This window comes from Mesorhizobium australafricanum, assembly GCF_033977265.1.
Lineage (GTDB): Bacteria > Pseudomonadota > Alphaproteobacteria > Rhizobiales > Rhizobiaceae > Mesorhizobium > Mesorhizobium australafricanum.
The window spans coordinates 148641-164227 of sequence record NZ_JAVIIT010000003.1 but is presented as its reverse complement, the minus strand read 5'-3'; the positions used below and the strand labels follow the sequence as shown (position 1 = coordinate 164227).

Below are 15587 nucleotides of genomic sequence, written 5' to 3'. Positions count from 1 at the left end.
GGGGGTGTGAAGGAACTCAGCCTAGCAGGACGATGAACGCTAATGCCGACGCATCGCCTTGGGCGCGTGTCCATGCTCCTCGCGAAACGCCCTTGCAAAGCTCGACATCGAGGCAAATCCACACGCCAGCGCCACATCCCGCACCATCAGCGTCGAATGCGCCAACAAATCGGCGGCGCGCTTCAGCCTGAGCCGCCGGTAATAGCCATTGGGCGAGATATCCAGCTCGGCACGGAAATTGCGCTCGAGCTTATCGGACGACACGCCAAGCCGTTCCGCCAGCTCGGCCATGCCGAGCCGCTCCTCGACCGCGTCCTCCATGATGGCGATGGCCGACAGGATCAGCTCGTTCTGGACACCGGTGCGCAGCCTGAGCGGCATCAGCTTGCGGTCGACGCTGGACCGCAAGGGGCTGTGCACGAACCATTCGGCGACACCGGCCGCCAGCTCAGCGCCATAATCGCGCGTGATAATTTCCAGCATCATATCAAGACTGCCGACGCCGCCCGCCGAGGTAAAGCGCTTGCGGTCGATGACAAAAAGGTCGCGCCGAAGCTCGATATCCGGAAAAGCCTCGGTGAAGGCGGCCTGGCTGGTCCAGTGCAAGGTGCAGGCATGCCCGTCGAGCAGCCCGGCGCGGGCGAGGAAGAACGCGGCGTCCGCCACGGCGCCGATATGCGCGCCGCCGCGCAGGCTTTTGCGGATCCAGCTCATCGCCTCGTCGGCGACGACATGGTCGGCATCGCCGCCGGAGCAGACGACGATGCGGTCGACCTTCGGCGCGCTGGCGGCCGAGAAGCCGGGCTGGATGACGACGCCGTTGGAGGCCTCGACCGTGCCTTGCTCGGCCCCCACGATCACCCAGCGATAGCATTCGCGCCTGGCGAGCACATTGGCGCCGCGCAGCGGTTCGATCACCGACGAGAAGGCCATCATTGGAAAGCCGGGAAAGACCAGCACCGCGAAGGTGAGGGGCGCTTGGCGTGCTTCCGTCTGGGCGCGCTCGCGTGGTCGGTTGGCTAGGGCGGCACTCACGATTGTGTATTTCCCGGGCGCTGCATTGATGGCAGAGAGAACGGGACTCTAGCGGGCGCGTCGGCGCCCTTGCAACGGAGAGACGACACTATGTTTGCGCCAACCGCCATCGACACGAGCAACAAGCCGGCCTTCTACAAGGAGTTGGCGGCGCAATTGAAAGCATTGCTGGAAGGCGAGGGCGATTCCATCGCCAATGCCGCCAACACCGCGGCGCTGATCTATCAGATGGTGCCCGACCTCAACTGGGCCGGCTTCTATTTCCTCGCCTCCGACGACGAGCTGGTGCTCGGCCCCTTCCAGGGCAAGCCGGCCTGCGTTCGCATCGCCGTCGGCAAGGGCGTCTGCGGCACGGCCGTCGAGCTCGACATGTCGATGCTGATCAAGGACGTCCACGAATTTCCCGGGCACATTGCCTGCGATGCCGACTCGCGCTCTGAACTGGTCGTGCTTTTGCGCGATGCCGATGGGACGTTCGGCGTGCTCGATCTCGACAGCCCGCTGCCCGGCCGGTTCGACAAGGAAGACCAGGCCGGCATCGAGAAGCTCGCCGCGATCTATGTCGCGGCGAGTTCGTTCGAGGACGGCGACGATTAGGCCGGCCTCGCCTGAACCTCAGGCGAATTTCACCAGCATCAGGCTGAAAGCCGCGATGAAGATGAAGGCAGAGAAGGCCAGCATCAGCGGCCGCAGGCCGCGCGAGCGCAACTGCGAAATGTCGGCCTGAAGGCCCATGGCGGCGAGCCCCATGGTCAGCATGACCTGCGCGGCCAGGGCGATTGCGGTATGGATCTGGGCGGGAATGGCGACAAGACTGTTCAGCGCCACGACCGCGACGAAAGCCACGACGAACCAGGGCATTGGCGGCTTGGTGCCGGAAGCCTCGGTGCTGCCGCGGCGCGCCATCAGGCCGAGCGCGATGACCATCGGCGCCAGCATCGCGACACGCGTCAGCTTGGCGACGGTCGCGGTCTCGCCGGCCTGCGCGCCGTTCTGGAAGCCGGCGCCGATCACCTGCGCCACCTCATGGATCGAGGCTCCTGCCCACAGACCGAATGCGTGCTGGTCGAGCCCGAAGACCGGCGCCAGCAGCGGAAAGCCGAGCATGGCCACGGTTCCGAACAGCGTGATCGCGGCAACCGCATAGGTGACGTCCTCGTCGCGTGCGTCGGTGACGATGTTGGTGGCGACGATTGCCGAGGCGCCACAGATCGAGGTGCCGGCGGCGATCAGCTGCGCGAGTTTGCGGTCGACGCCGATCAGCCGGCCGAGCGTGATGGTGAAGAGGAAGGTGGCGCTAAGCGTGGCGGCGACGATGCCGACGCCGCCGAGGCCGATGCCGGCCACCTGGCCGAGCGTGAGCTGGAAGCCGAGCAGCACGATGGCGAAGCGCAGCAGGCGCTTTTGCGAGAACGCTATGCCGGGCTTGGCGTGCGCGGGAAGGCCAAGCACGTTGGAATAGATCATGCCGGCGACGACCGCGAGAATCATCGGGCTGAGCAGGGTGAGGCCGGAGAAGCTGCGCGCCGAATAGGCGACGGTCGTGATCATCGCCACCAGCACAATTCCCGGCACGATGCCGGACCAGACTGGCGCGAGGGCCGGGCTCTTGCCGACCGGATTGAGGCCGTTTGGAAGATCGTTCGCGGTGACAGGGAGGAAAGACAATTGAATTCTCCAGGCAATCTCGCCGGGGAAATGCCATTCCAGAACCAATCTTTCCAACGAATTATTCGAGTTATAATGATCGATTTTTACGAACGATTGCCGTCGGGCAACTGGCTCAATCGCCCGAGCTTGCGTTTGACAGGGCGCTTGCCGCATCGTTATTTCTGACGATATACGACGATCACCTCACCACAATCGAGCTGCGGCGGCCCGCAGGGAGCGAAAGCATGTCACACAATCTGCAGTTCTATATCGATGGCGCCTGGGTCGATCCGGCGGTCCCGAACACGCTCGACGTGATCGATCCGTCCAACGAGGACGCCTTCGCGCAGATTTCGCTGGGCTCCAAGGCCGATGTCGACAAGGCCGTGGCGGCAGCCAAGCGCGCCTTCGCCACTTTCGGATTCACTGAAGTCGAGGAGCGCCTCGACATCCTCAACCGCATCATCGAAATCTATAAGAAGCGCAGCAAGGATCTGGCGCTCGCCGTCTCGCGCGAGATGGGCGCGCCGCGCCAGATGGCGCTGGACAGCCAGGTCGGCGTCGGCCAGGCGCATCTGGAAAAGATGGCCGAGGTGCTGAAGACCTTCCAGTTCCGCCACGTCAAAGGGTCCTCGCTGATCGTGAAAGAGCCGATCGGCGTCGTCGGCCTGATCACGCCCTGGAACTGGCCGCTCAACCAGATCACTTGCAAGGTCGGTCCCGCGCTTGCCGCCGGCTGCACCATGGTGCTGAAGCCGTCCGAGATCGCGCCGCTTGACGCCATCATCTTCGCCGAGATCATCGACGAGGCCGGTGTACCGAAGGGCGTCTTCAACCTCGTCAACGGCGACGGCCCGACCGTGGGCCAGGCTTTGGCCAGCCATCCGGATGTCGACATGATGTCCTTCACCGGCTCCACTCGCGCCGGCATCCTGGTCGCCAAGGCTGCCGCCGATACGGTCAAGCGCGTGCATCAGGAGCTTGGCGGCAAGTCTGCCAACATCCTGTTCCCCGATGTCGATCTCCAAAGGGCCGTCACCAAGGGCGTCGCCGGCTGCTTCGGCAACAGCGGCCAGTCCTGCAATGCGCCGACCCGCATGTTCGTGCCGCGCGACCGGCATGACGAGGCGGCCGGCTATGCCAGGACGGCGGCGGAAAAATTCACCGTCGGCCCGGCCGACGCGCCGGGTTCCAAGCTCGGCCCGGTGGTCAGCCAGCTTCAGTTCGACAAGATCCAGGGTCTGATCCAGAGCGGCATCGACGAGGGCGCCACGCTGGTGACCGGCGGCCCCGGCCGTCCGGCGGAGCTCAACCGCGGCTATTATGTCCGCCCGACCGTGTTCGCCAATGTGACGCACGACATGCGCATCGCCACCGAAGAGATCTTTGGACCGGTGCTGTCGATCATGCCTTACGACACGGTCGAACAGGCGGTCGAGCAGGCCAACGACACCGTCTTCGGCCTCGCCTCCTACATCCAGGCCAAGGATATCGAGAAGGCGCGCCAGGTCGCGGCCCGCATGCGCTCCGGCAATGTCTACATCAACTACCCGACCTGGGACGCGGGCCTGCCCTTCGGCGGCTACAAGCAGTCCGGCAACGGCCGCGAATATGCCGAATACGGCCTGGAGGATTTCCTCGAGATCAAGGGCATCGCGGGATACGAGGCGGCGGAGTAGGGTTCGCCTGATGCAGCCGGCAAGTTTCGGAGCAGATCAGTAGAAGGGCACGGTCACGGCCGCGCCCCTCGGGCGCGGTCTGAGACAACGATTGCCTGGAAGCCTGCTCGCCGATCGACACGAGGTGGCATTATCACCCTGCGACCTTCGGGCAACGCACCGTAACCGCGCTTATCGGCATCTCCCGAACTCGTCACGAGTGTCGAAGTCTGCGGTCTACCTGTGCCCCGCCTCGATGATGCCGACCATCGCCCGGGTAAATTCGACCACGCTGTTAGCCGTGATGGCTGCGTTGTCGGGGCTCTGGCCGATATGCTCGGCCGCGCCGCAGCATGAGCGGCGGATGCGGTCGTAATGAGCAAGTCTTTCATCGTCCGGCAACGCCGCCAGGTTCAAGGCTCGACGGTGAAGCATGCGCAACAGCTGCGCCAGCGCTGTTTCGACACTCATGCGTTTGGCTCCGCATCGGTCGAACGTCTCGGCACATAAAGTGCCGGATCGTCGATCAGGGGGCGGTTCTCGTCCCCGATCCGGCAAGACTGCGCCTGAGCTGTTAATATATCGTTGATTGCTAATATAAATGGCGAAACCTTTTGGACGGGCGCATGGCAGCTATTGACTGTGGCGGAAGCTTCATAGCAGAGCGCGTGCAACCACGCTCAACGGCGACTGCTCGGGGCGTCTCGAACAATATCGTCGCATTTCAAATTCTAACGATCGGCAAAATGCACCAGTAAGGATGCTTGGTAAGAGTTGATTCAACCCTTACTGGTATGTACTAGGTGGCGGCTCCGACTAGGGGTAGGGTTGCCTGAAAGCCGGAGCCGCCTGCGCGGCGCATGGGGTAGTGACCGCGCTGTCCCAGAATAGGACAGCGCGGTCTACGATTCGTTAATTAGCTAATATATCGTCGTGTGGACGGGAACTGGCGGTGGGCCGGCCGGCCGGCTGACTCTATTCCTTGATCCTGCTTTTGCGTTTCGCCGGTGTAAGCACCCTTCCAATCGAAGGAGAAGGCAACCGGTGCGGGCGCGGGTAGCTCCTCGCTTTTCCGCACGACGTCGGCGGCATGCCAACCCACCCGCCCCAGTTGACAGCGATTTCCGCCGCGCCGTCGTCATCGCCAGACGGGCAATATCCACAGGCACATGAGCTAACAAAAGGGCGCTAACGAACCCTGCCAACGTGAGAATCTAATTAGTTGATTTTATAAAGAAAAACGATCTGGCTGGGGAACCTGGATTCGAACCAGGACTAACGGAGTCAGAGTCCGTGGGTCTACCGTTAACCTATTCCCCAGCAGGCGCGACTGGTATCGCGCGAAGCGGGCGGCTCATGCGCCGCGAGCGCTGCCTTGTAGCCGCCATCAAAAAATAGTCAAGCCCGCAGCTGCGTTCAACCGCAGCCTTTTTGCCGAGGCCGTTTCCGCCGGGCGGGCACAAGGCCTCAGCTCTTCCCGCGGCTGTATTGGGAGTGCTCGAAATAGAGCACCACGCAAAGGCCGATCAGAAGCGGAATGATGAGATAGAACAGGCGAAACACCAGAAGCGCGGCGAGTACGCCCACGGGGTCCATATCCGAAAGGCCGGTGAGGAAGACGACCTCGAACACGCCAAGCGCGCCCGGCGCATGCGACAGGAGCCCGATCGAGAACGACACCATGAACACGCCGAGCACGACGAAATAGCCGGGATTTCCGGCCTCGGGCAGGGCAAAGTAGATGATCGCGGCGGCCGCCAGCAGTTCGACCGGGCCGATCAGCAATTGCCGCGCGACGATCGGCAACGCCGGATAGTGCAGCTGGAAGGAGCCGATCTTCAGCGGCCGGAGCCGCAGCCAGCTGCCGAATGCATAGGCGCCGACGAGGATGAGCATGGCAAACCCCGCGGCAAACGCTGCGCCGTGATGAGGCGCGCCCGTGAAACGATCGATGATCTGCGGTTCAAGCAACAGCACGAGGCCGCCGAGAAGAACGCTGGACAGGATGAAGGTGAACCAGCAGATCGCCACCAGCACGCCGATCTCCTGGCCGGTCAGCCCCCTCGTGGCGTAGGCGCGGTAACGGATCACCGCGCCCGAAAACACCGAGCCGCCGATATTGTGCGAGACCGCGTAAGTGGTGAAGGAGCACAGCGTGACGAACAGCCACGATACTTTCTTGCCGATATGCAGCAGCGCGATGTGGTCGTAGCCGGCGAGCGAGGCGTAAGCGACGACCGAGCTCAGCGCTGCGAGCACCCAGCCACGCGGCGGGATGGCGGCGATGCCGGCCCAGACGTCATCGAGCGAAGTGCCGCGCAGTTGGTGAATGAGCAGCCACAGCGAGAACGCTACGGCCGCAATGCCTATGACCGGCCAGAAATAGCGCCTCCAATTCATGGCGTCGTCATCATGCGTTGCAGCTCATTCGTCCGGATTGGCCCCACTTCGCCCGCATTATCGTCATTTTCAGACATGCCTGATCGAAGCCGGCTATTCAACCGGCAAGACATTGCCCGAACGTGATGTCGGCAAAATGTGACGTTGGCGAAATTCGGCCATGCGCTCTTGGTGATTGCGAACGGCGCTGCTAGTCTGTTGCCAACTTGAAACAAATCGAGGTGCCTGCTGCGTCCGTCTTTGGTTCGCGCGGCGCCGGAAGGAACTGAAGTGGAAGACCACGACACCGGCGCGGGCGCGTCGGCAGTGGGTGTGTCCGGGGCATCGTCGGCGGAGTCGGCGGCCCCGTCCGCAGGGCGTTTCAGCCGCCATGCGGGCGCGCATGCCAGACATGCCGACCAAAGACATGCCGACCAAAGACATGCCGATAATCACGGCGAGAGCCAGAAGGGCAAGACGCGCAAGCGCCGCAAGCGCCGGCGCGGCCGCAAGGTCTTCGCGCGCGACGAGAATGGCGCCATACCGTCATCGACCCCCGCTATTTCTGCCGCCCGCGCGCCGGAGCCCGCGCCGGCCATACCCCAGCCGAAGCCGTTCCCACCACGCCCGCCGCAGCAGGAATTGCCGGTGTTCGCCGCGCTCGATCTCGGCACCAACAATTGCCGGCTGCTGGTCGCGGTGCCTGGCCGTCACGGCCAGTTCCGCGTCATCGACGCTTTCTCGCGCATCGTCAGGCTGGGCGAGGGGCTGACGGCCAGCGGCCGGCTCAGCCAGGCCGCGATGGACCGTGCGGTCGAGGCGCTGAAGATCTGCGGCGACAAGCTGCGCAACCGCAAGATCAGGAAAGCCAGGCTGATCGCAACCGAAGCCTGCCGTTCGGCCGCCAACGGTGTCGAATTCCTCGAACGGGTCGAGCGCGAGGCCGGGCTGAAGCTCGAGATCATCGACCGCCAGACCGAGGCCCGCCTTGCTGTTTCCGGCTGCGGCTCGCTGGTCGAGCGCGACACGCAAGGCGTGGTGCTGTTCGACATTGGCGGCGGCTCGTCCGAAATCGCTTTGATCGACCTGACTGGACGCCGCTCGTCGCGGCTTGCCAACCACATTGTATCGTGGACCTCGCTTCCCGTCGGCGTGGTGTCGCTCGCCGAGCGCTTCGGCGGCCGCACGGTGACGCGCGAGACCTTTATCGCCATGGTCGACGACGTGGCCGCGCGGCTGAAGGTCTTCGACGGCCGCGACAGGCTCGCGCATGTGCTGGCCAGCCCCAATTTCCACCTGCTCGGCACGTCGGGCACGGTGACCACGCTGGCCGGCGTGCATCTCGATCTCGATCGCTACGACCGCCGCCGCGTCGACGGGCTGTGGATGAACCGCGACAGCGTCGATCGCATGATCGAGAGGCTGATCGGCTGGGATTTCCAGCAGCGTTGCGCCAACCCCTGCATTGGCGCAGACCGTGCCGACCTCGTGCTCGCCGGCTGCGCCATCCTGGAAGCGATCCGCGGTGTCTGGCCGTCCGAGCGGCTGCGCGTCGCCGACCGCGGCCTGCGTGAAGGTATCCTGAGCGAGCTGATGGCCGATGACGGCATCTGGCGCAACGATGGGCGTGGCCGGTGATGGGTAATAAACCGGGAAAGCCGGGTTCAGGGAGCATTCGCGTTCTCAAGACCAGGATCAAGAAGAAGAGCGGCTTGAAGGAATCGTCGCGCCGCTGGCTCGAGCGCCATATGAACGATCCCTATGTTCAGCGCTCCAAGGCCGACGGCTACCGCTCCCGCGCCGCCTACAAGCTGATCGAGATCGACGACAAGCACCATCTGTTGAAGCTGGGCATGAAGGTCATCGACCTGGGTGCGGCCCCCGGCGGCTGGTGCCAGGTGGCGGCCGCGCGGACGAAATCGACTGCCGAGAATCCGCACGTCGTCGGCATCGACTATCTCGAAATGGATGCGGTCCCGGGGGCAGTCATCCTGCAGATGGATTTTCTGGATCCCGACGCGCCGCGGAAGCTTGCCGAGGCGCTCGGCGGCCAGCCGGATGTGGTGCTGTCCGACATGGCAGCGCCCACCACCGGGCACCGCCGCACCGATCATCTGCGCACCATGCATCTGTGCGAAGTCGCGGCCGATTTCGCGTTGCACGTCCTGAAACCCGGCGGGCATTTCCTCGCCAAGACATTTCAGGGCGGGGCCGAGAACGAGCTCCTGTCGCGGCTGAAGCAGAACTTCCGCTCGGTCCACCACGTCAAGCCGCCGGCCTCGCGCGACGAATCGGTGGAGCTTTACCTGCTGGCGAAGGAGTTCAAGGGGTAGCGACTTCTCCTTCTCCCCTTGTGGGAGAAGGTGGCCGCGAAGCGGCCGGATGAGGGGTGTTCCAGGGAAAGCGGACGTCTCACTCCGCTGGAGCACCCCTCATCCGTCTCGGCGCTGCGCGCCGATCCACCTTCTCCCACAGGGGGAGAAGGAGAGGGCGCTGCTACTTCCCCGCGCCCACCGTCTCCAGCGTCTTCGGCGTGGTCAGCCGGCCGTGCCCCGAGACGGCATTGCCCGCTTCCGGCGCAAGCCGCATGAAAGTGATCGACGCCGCTGCCGAGACCGCCGCCACGATGAAGAAGGCGATGTGGAAGTCGCTCAAGGTCAGCGGCCCGCCGTGGATCGAGGTCGACACTTCGAGGATGCCGCCGGCCAGCGCCACGCCGAGCGCGATCGACAATTGCTGAAAGACCGCGGTGATCGGAGTCGCCTTGCTGGTGTCGGCGGGCGTGATCTCGGCATAGGAGAGCGCATTGACGCCGGTGAAGAACATCGAGCGGATGAAGCCTCCGACCAAAAGGATCGCCAGCATCAGCGCATAGGGCGTCTGCGGCGTGAACAGGCCGTAGATGGCGATTGAGGCGGCCGCGACAAGCGAGCCCCAGATCAGCACGCGCCGGAAGCCGGCAAGGCGGAAGAGCAGCGCGGTGACGAACTTCATGCCGATGGCGCCGATCGCCGAAACGAAGGTGATCATGCCGGACTGGAAGGGCGTCAGCCCGAAACCGATCTGGAACATCAGCGGCAAAAGGAACGGCACCGCGCCGATGCCGATGCGAAACAGCGAGCCGCCGAGCACGGAGGAGCGGAAAACCTGGTTGCGGAACAGCTCCAGCGCCAGCAGCGGGTTCGTGGCGCGGCGGGCGTGGATGAGATAGAGCACGCCACAGACCACGCCGGCGGCGACGGTGACGAAGCCGGCCATCGGCGGCAGCGCCGGCAGGCTGACGACGGAAAGGCCGAAGACGATGCCGGAAGCCGCAAGCCCCGAAAGCACGAAGCCGGGGAAATCGAGCGGCGGCGTCTCGGTCGGCTCGGTTTCCGGCAAATAGCGCGTGGCAAGCCACATGCCGATCAGGCCGATCGGCACATTGATCAGAAAAATCCAGTGCCAGGTGAAATAGGTGGTGATGAAGCCGCCGATCGGCGGCCCGACCAGGGGGCCGACCAGCGCCGGCACGGTCAGCCACGACATTGCCGCGACCAGCTCGTTCTTCGGCGTGGCGCGCACCAGCACAAGGCGTCCGACCGGCGTCATCATGGCGCCGCCGATGCCTTGCAGGAAGCGCGACACCACGAATGCCGGCAGCGAATTGGCGAAGGCGCAGGCGACCGAGCCGGCGATGAAGACGCCGATTGCGGCGCGAAACACGTTCTTGGCCCCGAACCGGTCCGCCATCCAGCCGCTGATCGGAATGAAGATAGCCAGCGACACCAGATAGGCCGTCAGCGCCAGCTTCAGCGCGATCGGGCTGGTGTGGATGTCGATGGCGATCGCCGGCAGCGACGTCGCGATCACGGTCGAATCCATGTTCTCCATGAAAAGTGCGACCGCCAGAATGAGCGGGATGATGCGGTTCAAGGGAAACGCCCTGATTTGTCTTCACGAATCTGGAGCCTGGCTTGGGGGCAAGCCGGCACGCCCGGGCGGTTATCACGCATTGGTCCGGGTGTCGCATTAAATTGCTGTCACTTTTGCGCGACCGCAACCCCTGGTGGACTAACCGACAGCGGTGCTTGATAAATGAGGGCTCCATCGCTATTGTAGTGAAAATCACTACAATGGGTGTAATTGTGGATGAAGCCGTTTCAGCAGCCGATGCCAATCGTAGGTTCTCTCATATCTTGCGCGAAGTACGTGATGGCCGGAGCTACGTGGTGACCAGCCACGGGCGGCCTGTGGCCCGGATCGTACCTGCTGAAAAGGACGAAGGCGTGGCCGCCCGCTCGCGCGCGGCATTGTTGTCGCGACTCAAACAGCAGCCGATCGTCAAAGTCGAAGGCTGGACACGCGATGATCTCTATGAGGACGATCGGTGAAGGTGGCGCTCGACACCAACATTCTTGTGTATGCAGAAGGGGTCGATAGCGCTGAAAAACGCGATACCGTCCTCGAATTGTTGAGCAACGTTCCGCAAGCGGCGGCCATCGTTCCCATCCAAGTGTTGGGCGAACTGTACAATGTGCTTGTCCGCAAGGCCGGGCGATCGCGGGAAGTCGCTCGCGATACGCTGCTGGGTTGGCAGGACGCATTTCCGGTTGCCGGAACGACGCCCGAGGTGATGCTGATGGCAGCCGACTTGGCTGCGGATCACCATTTTGGCATCTGGGACGCGGTCATCCTTTCCATGGCCTCGCAAACGGGTTGCCGGCTCCTCTTGTCCGAGAACCTACAAGATGGCTTTACCTGGGGAGGCGTAACCGTGGTCAATCCTTTTGCGTCGCCGCGTCATGCTTTGCTCGATGCCTTCCTGGGCGCCGACTAGCATCTGACATACCGCGCAACGACCGGCTTTTCATCGCCCGCCGGACGTGTTACCAGCCAGCGCCAATCCTGAAAGGGAAGATCAGAGTCGGCGCTGGCCATCTTGGCCCAGCGCCTTTTCCGCATTCAAAAGGACTGGCCATGGCAAAAATCATCGAAACGTCCACCGGCGCTCTGGCGCTGACCTTCGACGACGTGCTCTTGCAGCCCGGCCATTCCGAGTTCATGCCGGGCGAGACCGACATCCGCACCCGCATTGCCGGCGACATCGATCTCAACGTGCCGATCCTGTCGGCCGCCATGGACACCGTCACCGAGGCGCGGCTGGCGATCGCCATGGCACAGGCCGGCGGCATCGGCGTCATCCATCGCAATCTGACGCCCGCCGAGCAGGCCGAGCAGGTCCGGCAGGTGAAGAAATTCGAATCCGGCATGGTGGTGAACCCGGTCACCATCGGTCCGGACGCAACGCTCGCCGACGCGCTGACGCTGATGCGCGGCAACGGCATTTCCGGCATTCCGGTGGTCGAGAATGGCGGCACCGGCGGCCATACGGTCGGCCGGCTCGTCGGCATCCTCACCAACCGTGACGTGCGCTTTGCCTCCGATCCGGCGCAGAAGGTCTATGAACTGATGACCCGTGAGAACCTGATCACGGTCAAGGAGAATGTCGACCAGGACGAGGCCAAGCGCCTGCTCCACAAGCACCGCATCGAGAAGCTGGTGGTGGTCGACAGGAAGGGCAACTGCGTCGGCCTGATCACCGTCAAGGACATCGAAAAGTCGCAGCTCAATCCGCATGCCACCAAGGACGCGCAAGGCCGGCTGCGCGCCGCCGCCGCGACCAGCGTCGGCGATGACGGCTTCGAGCGCGCCGAACGCCTGATCGACGCCGGCGTGGACCTTTTGGTCATCGACACCGCGCACGGCCATTCGCAGCGCGTGCTGGACGCGGTGGCGCGGGCAAAGAAATTGTCCAACTCCGTGCGCATCCTGGCCGGCAATGTCGCCACCGCCGACGGCACGCGGGCGCTGATCGACGCCGGCGCCGACGCCGTCAAGGTCGGCATCGGCCCGGGCTCGATCTGCACCACCAGAATCGTCGCCGGCGTCGGCGTCCCGCAATTGTCGGCGATCATGTCGGCGGTCGAGACGGCCAGCAAGGCCGGCGTGAGCGTCATTGCCGATGGCGGCATCAAATATTCGGGCGATCTGGCCAAGGCGCTCGCCGCTGGCGCAAGTGCCGCCATGATCGGCTCGCTGCTTGCCGGAACCGACGAGAGCCCGGGCGAAGTTTATCTGCACCAGGGCCGCTCCTTCAAGGCTTACCGCGGCATGGGTTCGGTCGGCGCCATGGCGCGCGGCTCGGCCGATCGCTACTTCCAGGCCGAGGTCCGCGATACGCTGAAACTGGTTCCGGAGGGCATTGAAGGGCAGGTTCCCTACAAAGGACCTGTGGCTGGCGTGCTGCACCAGCTTGCAGGCGGCCTGAAAGCCGCTATGGGTTATGTGGGTGGACGTGACCTTGCAGATTTCCGCGAGCGCGCCACCTTTGTGCGCATATCCAACGCCGGACTTCGTGAAAGCCACGCCCATGACGTCACGATCACCCGCGAAAGCCCCAACTATCCGGGCGGACTTTGATCGGCAGGCCGAGCAGTCCGACCGCCAGGGGCTGTGGCGTGGCTTGAGTGTGGCGGTGCTGCGGCTGTCGCGGCATGCGGCGGCGCTGTCTATTGCCTCGATTGCGCTTTTCCTTGTCATGACGGCGCTGGAGTTCGTCTATTTCCAGCGCCTGAGCGGCGGCCTGGCCTCGCTCGACATGCGCGTCGCCGGCTTCACGCCCGACGAAGGCATGGCGTGGCTCACCGCGCTCGGCCGGCGCGGCGGCGAGATCATCATCGTCTGGCACTACCTGACCTTCGACCTCCTGTTTCCGGCGCTGTTGTCGCTCACGCTGGTCAGCCTCATTCTTGCCTTCGGCCGGCGGCTCAGCACTTTCCGCGCCATGCCGGCGCAAGTGCAGGCCCTGTTCTCGCTTGTGCTGGTGCTACCCTATACGATCGCCGATTATGCCCAGAACCTCGCCCTCGCGCGGCTGTTGTCCGATTTTCAGTCGGCCAATCCCGATTCCCTGGCATTCGCCTCCTTGCTGACCGTCACCAAATTCGCGTTGCTGGCGATCCCATTCTTCGTCATCGCGGTCTTCGCGCTGGCCGCACAGCGGCGGCGCTGACGGAAGGAGAGGCGCACATATGTCCCAGACCGCCATCTTCTGGCCGATGCTGGCTCATGTGCTCCTGGTCTACATCGTCTATCTGGTGATGCTGAAGCGGCGCTATCTCGCCGTGAAGTCGGGCGAAGCCAGGATCGGCCAATACAAGGTCCGCTCGACCGAACCGGCATCGAGCGCCACCGTTGCCAACAATTTGATCAACCAGTTCGAACTGCCGGCTCTCTTCCATGTGCTGTGCCTGGCGCTGTTCGTCACCAACGGCGTGAATTATCTCACGCTGGTGCTGATGTGGCTGTTCATAGTCACGCGCTATATTCACGCCTGGGTGCATCTCGACAGAAACTATATGCTGCACCGCAGCCGCGCCTTCTACCTCGGCGCGGGCATACTTCTCATCGCGTGGATCTGGTTCGCGCTCCACCTGCTCGGGGCGGTGTGATGCTCGCCTTTCCCCTTCTCCCCTTGTGGGAGAAGGTGTCGCCAAAGGCGACGGATGAGGGGTGCTCCAGGGAAAGGTGGCGTCTCACTCCGCTGGAACACCCCTCATCCGTCTCGGCGCTGCGCGCCGATCCACCTTCTCCCACAAGGGGAGAAGGGAGAGATCCTAAAGATCGAACACCGCGATCCTGCGCTTGTCGAATTTGATGCCGATCTCGCCTCGCACCAGCCTTAGCGCCTGCTCGCCGAAAACGGCGCGGCGCCAGCCTTGCAGCGCCTGCACATCGGCTTCGTCGCCCTCGGCCGCTATGCGGTCGATATCGTCGCTGGAGGCAAGCACCTTGGTGGCGACGCCTTCCTTCTCGGCGACGATCCTGAGCAGCACTTTGAGCAGTTCCGCCGCCGCGTTCGATCCTTCAGGCGGCTGCACGCTTTTCGGCAGTTTCGGCATCGCGTCCTTGGGCAAGGCAAGGGCGGCGTTGACCGCGCCAAGCAGCGCCGTTGCCGTCGCCGAGCGTTCCCAGCCTTTCGGCGTGGTGCGCAGCTTGCCGAGCGCCGCCGTGTCGCGCGGCGCCTGCTGCGCGATCTCGTAGATCGCATCGTCCTTGAGCACGCGGCCGCGCGGCACGTCGCGCTCGCGCGCCTCGCGCTCGCGCCAGGCCGCCACGGCTTGCACGATCGCCAGCTCCTGTGGCTTGCGCAGCCGCATCTTCAGCCGCTTCCAGGCGTCCTCGGGATGCGGATCGTAGGTCTCGCGCGAGGTGAGGACGTCCATCTCCTCGTTCAGCCAATGGGCGCGGTCCTCGCGCTTCAGCTCGGCGCTGAGATGCTGATAGACCTTGATCAGGTGGGTGACGTCGGCAAGCGCATATTCGAGCTGCTTGTCCGAAAGCGGCCGGTGCCGCCAATCGGTGAAGCGCGAGGACTTGTCCAGCCGGGCGCCGGTGACCTTCTGGACGAGTTGGTCATAGGAAACGCTGTCGCCAAAGCCGCAGACCATCGCCGCCACCTGCGTGTCGAACACTGGATGCGGCACCAAATTGCCGAGATGGACGATGATTTCGATGTCCTGCCGCGCCGCGTGGAAGACCTTCAGCACCGCTTCATTGGCCATGAGCCGGAAAAACGGTTTCAGGTCGATGCCGGGCGACAACGGATCGATAAGCGCCTCAATCCCAGGCGCGGCGATCTGGATCAGGCAGAGGATCGGCCAGAAGGTCGTCTCGCGGATGAATTCGGTATCGACGGTAACGAATTCCGACTTTTCGAACGCCGCGATAACGCTCTCGAGTTCTTCTTGTGTGGTGATGACGCGCATCAAATCGCTTTTGGCACAATATTAAGGCTCCTTCAATTTCAGCCGCGCGCGCTTT

At 63.7% G+C, this 15587-nt stretch carries 15 protein-coding genes and 1 tRNA gene; 9 read left to right on the top strand and 7 right to left on the bottom strand.

Features of this window, described 5'->3' with window-relative positions:
• Positions 1-39: 39 nt before the first annotated feature.
• The gene (locus tag RFM98_RS07680) at positions 40-936 is read right to left on the bottom strand and encodes a GlxA family transcriptional regulator (RefSeq protein WP_320308579.1); all 897 of its coding nucleotides are present in this window, start codon (positions 934-936) and stop codon (positions 40-42) included.
• A 189-nt stretch (positions 937-1125) separates the two neighbouring features.
• On the opposite strand from RFM98_RS07680, the gene msrC reads away from it, so the two are divergent.
• On the top strand, positions 1126-1632 hold the full coding sequence (gene msrC, locus RFM98_RS07675; RefSeq protein ID WP_320308299.1) for a free L-methionine (R)-S-oxide reductase MsrC: 507 nt from the start codon (positions 1126-1128) through the stop codon (positions 1630-1632).
• An 18-nt stretch (positions 1633-1650) separates the two neighbouring features.
• Here the strand turns inward: msrC and RFM98_RS07670 are convergent, their stop codons facing one another.
• Positions 1651-2703: a YeiH family protein gene (locus RFM98_RS07670; RefSeq protein WP_430682268.1), complete on the bottom strand. Its 1053-nt coding sequence runs from the start codon at positions 2701-2703 to the stop codon at positions 1651-1653.
• A 227-nt stretch (positions 2704-2930) separates the two neighbouring features.
• Between RFM98_RS07670 and RFM98_RS07665 the strand changes: the two genes are divergently transcribed.
• Positions 2931-4364: an aldehyde dehydrogenase family protein gene (locus tag RFM98_RS07665; protein ID WP_320308298.1), complete on the top strand. Its 1434-nt coding sequence runs from the start codon at positions 2931-2933 to the stop codon at positions 4362-4364.
• Positions 4365-4580: 216 nt separating this feature from the next.
• Here RFM98_RS07665 and RFM98_RS07660 read toward each other — a convergent pair whose 3' ends face one another.
• The 3 genes from RFM98_RS07660 to RFM98_RS07650 all read right to left on the bottom strand — a co-directional run bounded on the left by RFM98_RS07660 (position 4581) and on the right by RFM98_RS07650 (position 6743).
• Complete coding sequence (locus RFM98_RS07660) at positions 4581-4814, bottom strand: hypothetical protein (RefSeq protein WP_320308297.1); 234 nt, start codon at positions 4812-4814, stop codon at positions 4581-4583.
• A 775-nt stretch (positions 4815-5589) separates the two neighbouring features.
• Positions 5590-5663 (bottom strand) — tRNA-Gln (locus tag RFM98_RS07655).
• 147 nt (positions 5664-5810) lie between these two features.
• On the bottom strand, positions 5811-6743 hold the full coding sequence (locus RFM98_RS07650) for a lysylphosphatidylglycerol synthase transmembrane domain-containing protein (RefSeq protein ID WP_320308296.1): 933 nt from the start codon (positions 6741-6743) through the stop codon (positions 5811-5813).
• A gap of 270 nt (positions 6744-7013) precedes the next feature.
• Between RFM98_RS07650 and RFM98_RS07645 the strand changes: the two genes are divergently transcribed.
• Together RFM98_RS07645 and RFM98_RS07640 are read left to right on the top strand one after the other, a co-directional pair.
• Positions 7014-8360 (top strand): Ppx/GppA phosphatase family protein, encoded by a 1347-nt coding sequence (locus tag RFM98_RS07645; RefSeq protein ID WP_320308295.1) that lies wholly within the window; start codon positions 7014-7016, stop codon positions 8358-8360.
• A complete protein-coding gene (locus tag RFM98_RS07640; RefSeq protein ID WP_320308294.1) occupies positions 8360-9055 on the top strand; it encodes an RlmE family RNA methyltransferase in 696 nt (231 codons plus the stop codon). Before RFM98_RS07645 ends, RFM98_RS07640 begins: the two co-directional genes overlap by 1 nt.
• A gap of 163 nt (positions 9056-9218) precedes the next feature.
• On the opposite strand, the gene RFM98_RS07635 is transcribed toward RFM98_RS07640, so the two are convergent.
• Positions 9219-10637, bottom strand: a complete 1419-nt coding sequence (locus tag RFM98_RS07635) for an MFS transporter (RefSeq protein ID WP_320308293.1) — start codon at positions 10635-10637, stop codon at positions 9219-9221.
• A gap of 212 nt (positions 10638-10849) precedes the next feature.
• On the opposite strand from RFM98_RS07635, the gene RFM98_RS07630 reads away from it, so the two are divergent.
• The 5 genes from RFM98_RS07630 (at position 10850) to RFM98_RS07610 (ending at position 14215) form a co-directional block, all read left to right on the top strand.
• Positions 10850-11095: a type II toxin-antitoxin system Phd/YefM family antitoxin gene (locus RFM98_RS07630; protein ID WP_320308577.1), complete on the top strand. Its 246-nt coding sequence runs from the start codon at positions 10850-10852 to the stop codon at positions 11093-11095.
• The gene (locus RFM98_RS07625; protein ID WP_320308292.1) at positions 11092-11541 is read left to right on the top strand and encodes a PIN domain-containing protein; all 450 of its coding nucleotides are present in this window, start codon (positions 11092-11094) and stop codon (positions 11539-11541) included. The genes RFM98_RS07630 and RFM98_RS07625 overlap by 4 nt, the downstream gene beginning before the upstream one ends.
• 140 nt (positions 11542-11681) lie before the next feature.
• Entirely contained in the window at positions 11682-13184 is a 1503-nt protein-coding gene (guaB, locus tag RFM98_RS07620) for an IMP dehydrogenase (protein WP_320308291.1), read from the top strand.
• Positions 13185-13227: 43 nt separating this feature from the next.
• Complete coding sequence (locus RFM98_RS07615; protein WP_320308290.1) at positions 13228-13776, top strand: hypothetical protein; 549 nt, start codon at positions 13228-13230, stop codon at positions 13774-13776.
• A gap of 19 nt (positions 13777-13795) precedes the next feature.
• Positions 13796-14215 carry an MAPEG family protein gene (locus tag RFM98_RS07610; RefSeq protein WP_320308289.1) on the top strand — a complete coding sequence of 140 codons (420 nt, stop codon included), beginning with the start codon at positions 13796-13798 and terminating at the stop codon, positions 14213-14215.
• Between the two features lie 165 nt (positions 14216-14380).
• Here RFM98_RS07610 and rnd read toward each other — a convergent pair whose 3' ends face one another.
• Positions 14381-15532, bottom strand: a complete 1152-nt coding sequence (gene rnd / locus RFM98_RS07605; RefSeq protein ID WP_320212224.1) for a ribonuclease D — start codon at positions 15530-15532, stop codon at positions 14381-14383.
• Between the last annotated feature and the right edge of the window lie 55 nt (positions 15533-15587).

Excerpts from the sequence above, each read along its gene's own strand:
- RFM98_RS07680 (WP_320308579.1), bottom strand. The coding sequence starts at position 936 with ATGATGGCCTTCTCGTCGGTGATCGAACCGCTGCGCGGCGCCAATGTG.
- msrC (WP_320308299.1), top strand. The coding sequence starts at position 1,126 with ATGTTTGCGCCAACCGCCATCGACACGAGCAACAAGCCGGCCTTCTAC.
- RFM98_RS07665 (WP_320308298.1), top strand. The coding sequence starts at position 2,931 with ATGTCACACAATCTGCAGTTCTATATCGATGGCGCCTGGGTCGATCCG.
- RFM98_RS07660 (WP_320308297.1), bottom strand. The coding sequence starts at position 4,814 with ATGAGTGTCGAAACAGCGCTGGCGCAGCTGTTGCGCATGCTTCACCGT.
- RFM98_RS07650 (WP_320308296.1), bottom strand. The coding sequence starts at position 6,743 with ATGAATTGGAGGCGCTATTTCTGGCCGGTCATAGGCATTGCGGCCGTA.
- RFM98_RS07640 (WP_320308294.1), top strand. The coding sequence starts at position 8,360 with ATGGGTAATAAACCGGGAAAGCCGGGTTCAGGGAGCATTCGCGTTCTC.
- guaB (WP_320308291.1), top strand. The coding sequence starts at position 11,682 with ATGGCAAAAATCATCGAAACGTCCACCGGCGCTCTGGCGCTGACCTTC.
- RFM98_RS07610 (WP_320308289.1), top strand. The coding sequence starts at position 13,796 with ATGTCCCAGACCGCCATCTTCTGGCCGATGCTGGCTCATGTGCTCCTG.
- rnd (WP_320212224.1), bottom strand. The coding sequence starts at position 15,532 with ATGCGCGTCATCACCACACAAGAAGAACTCGAGAGCGTTATCGCGGCG.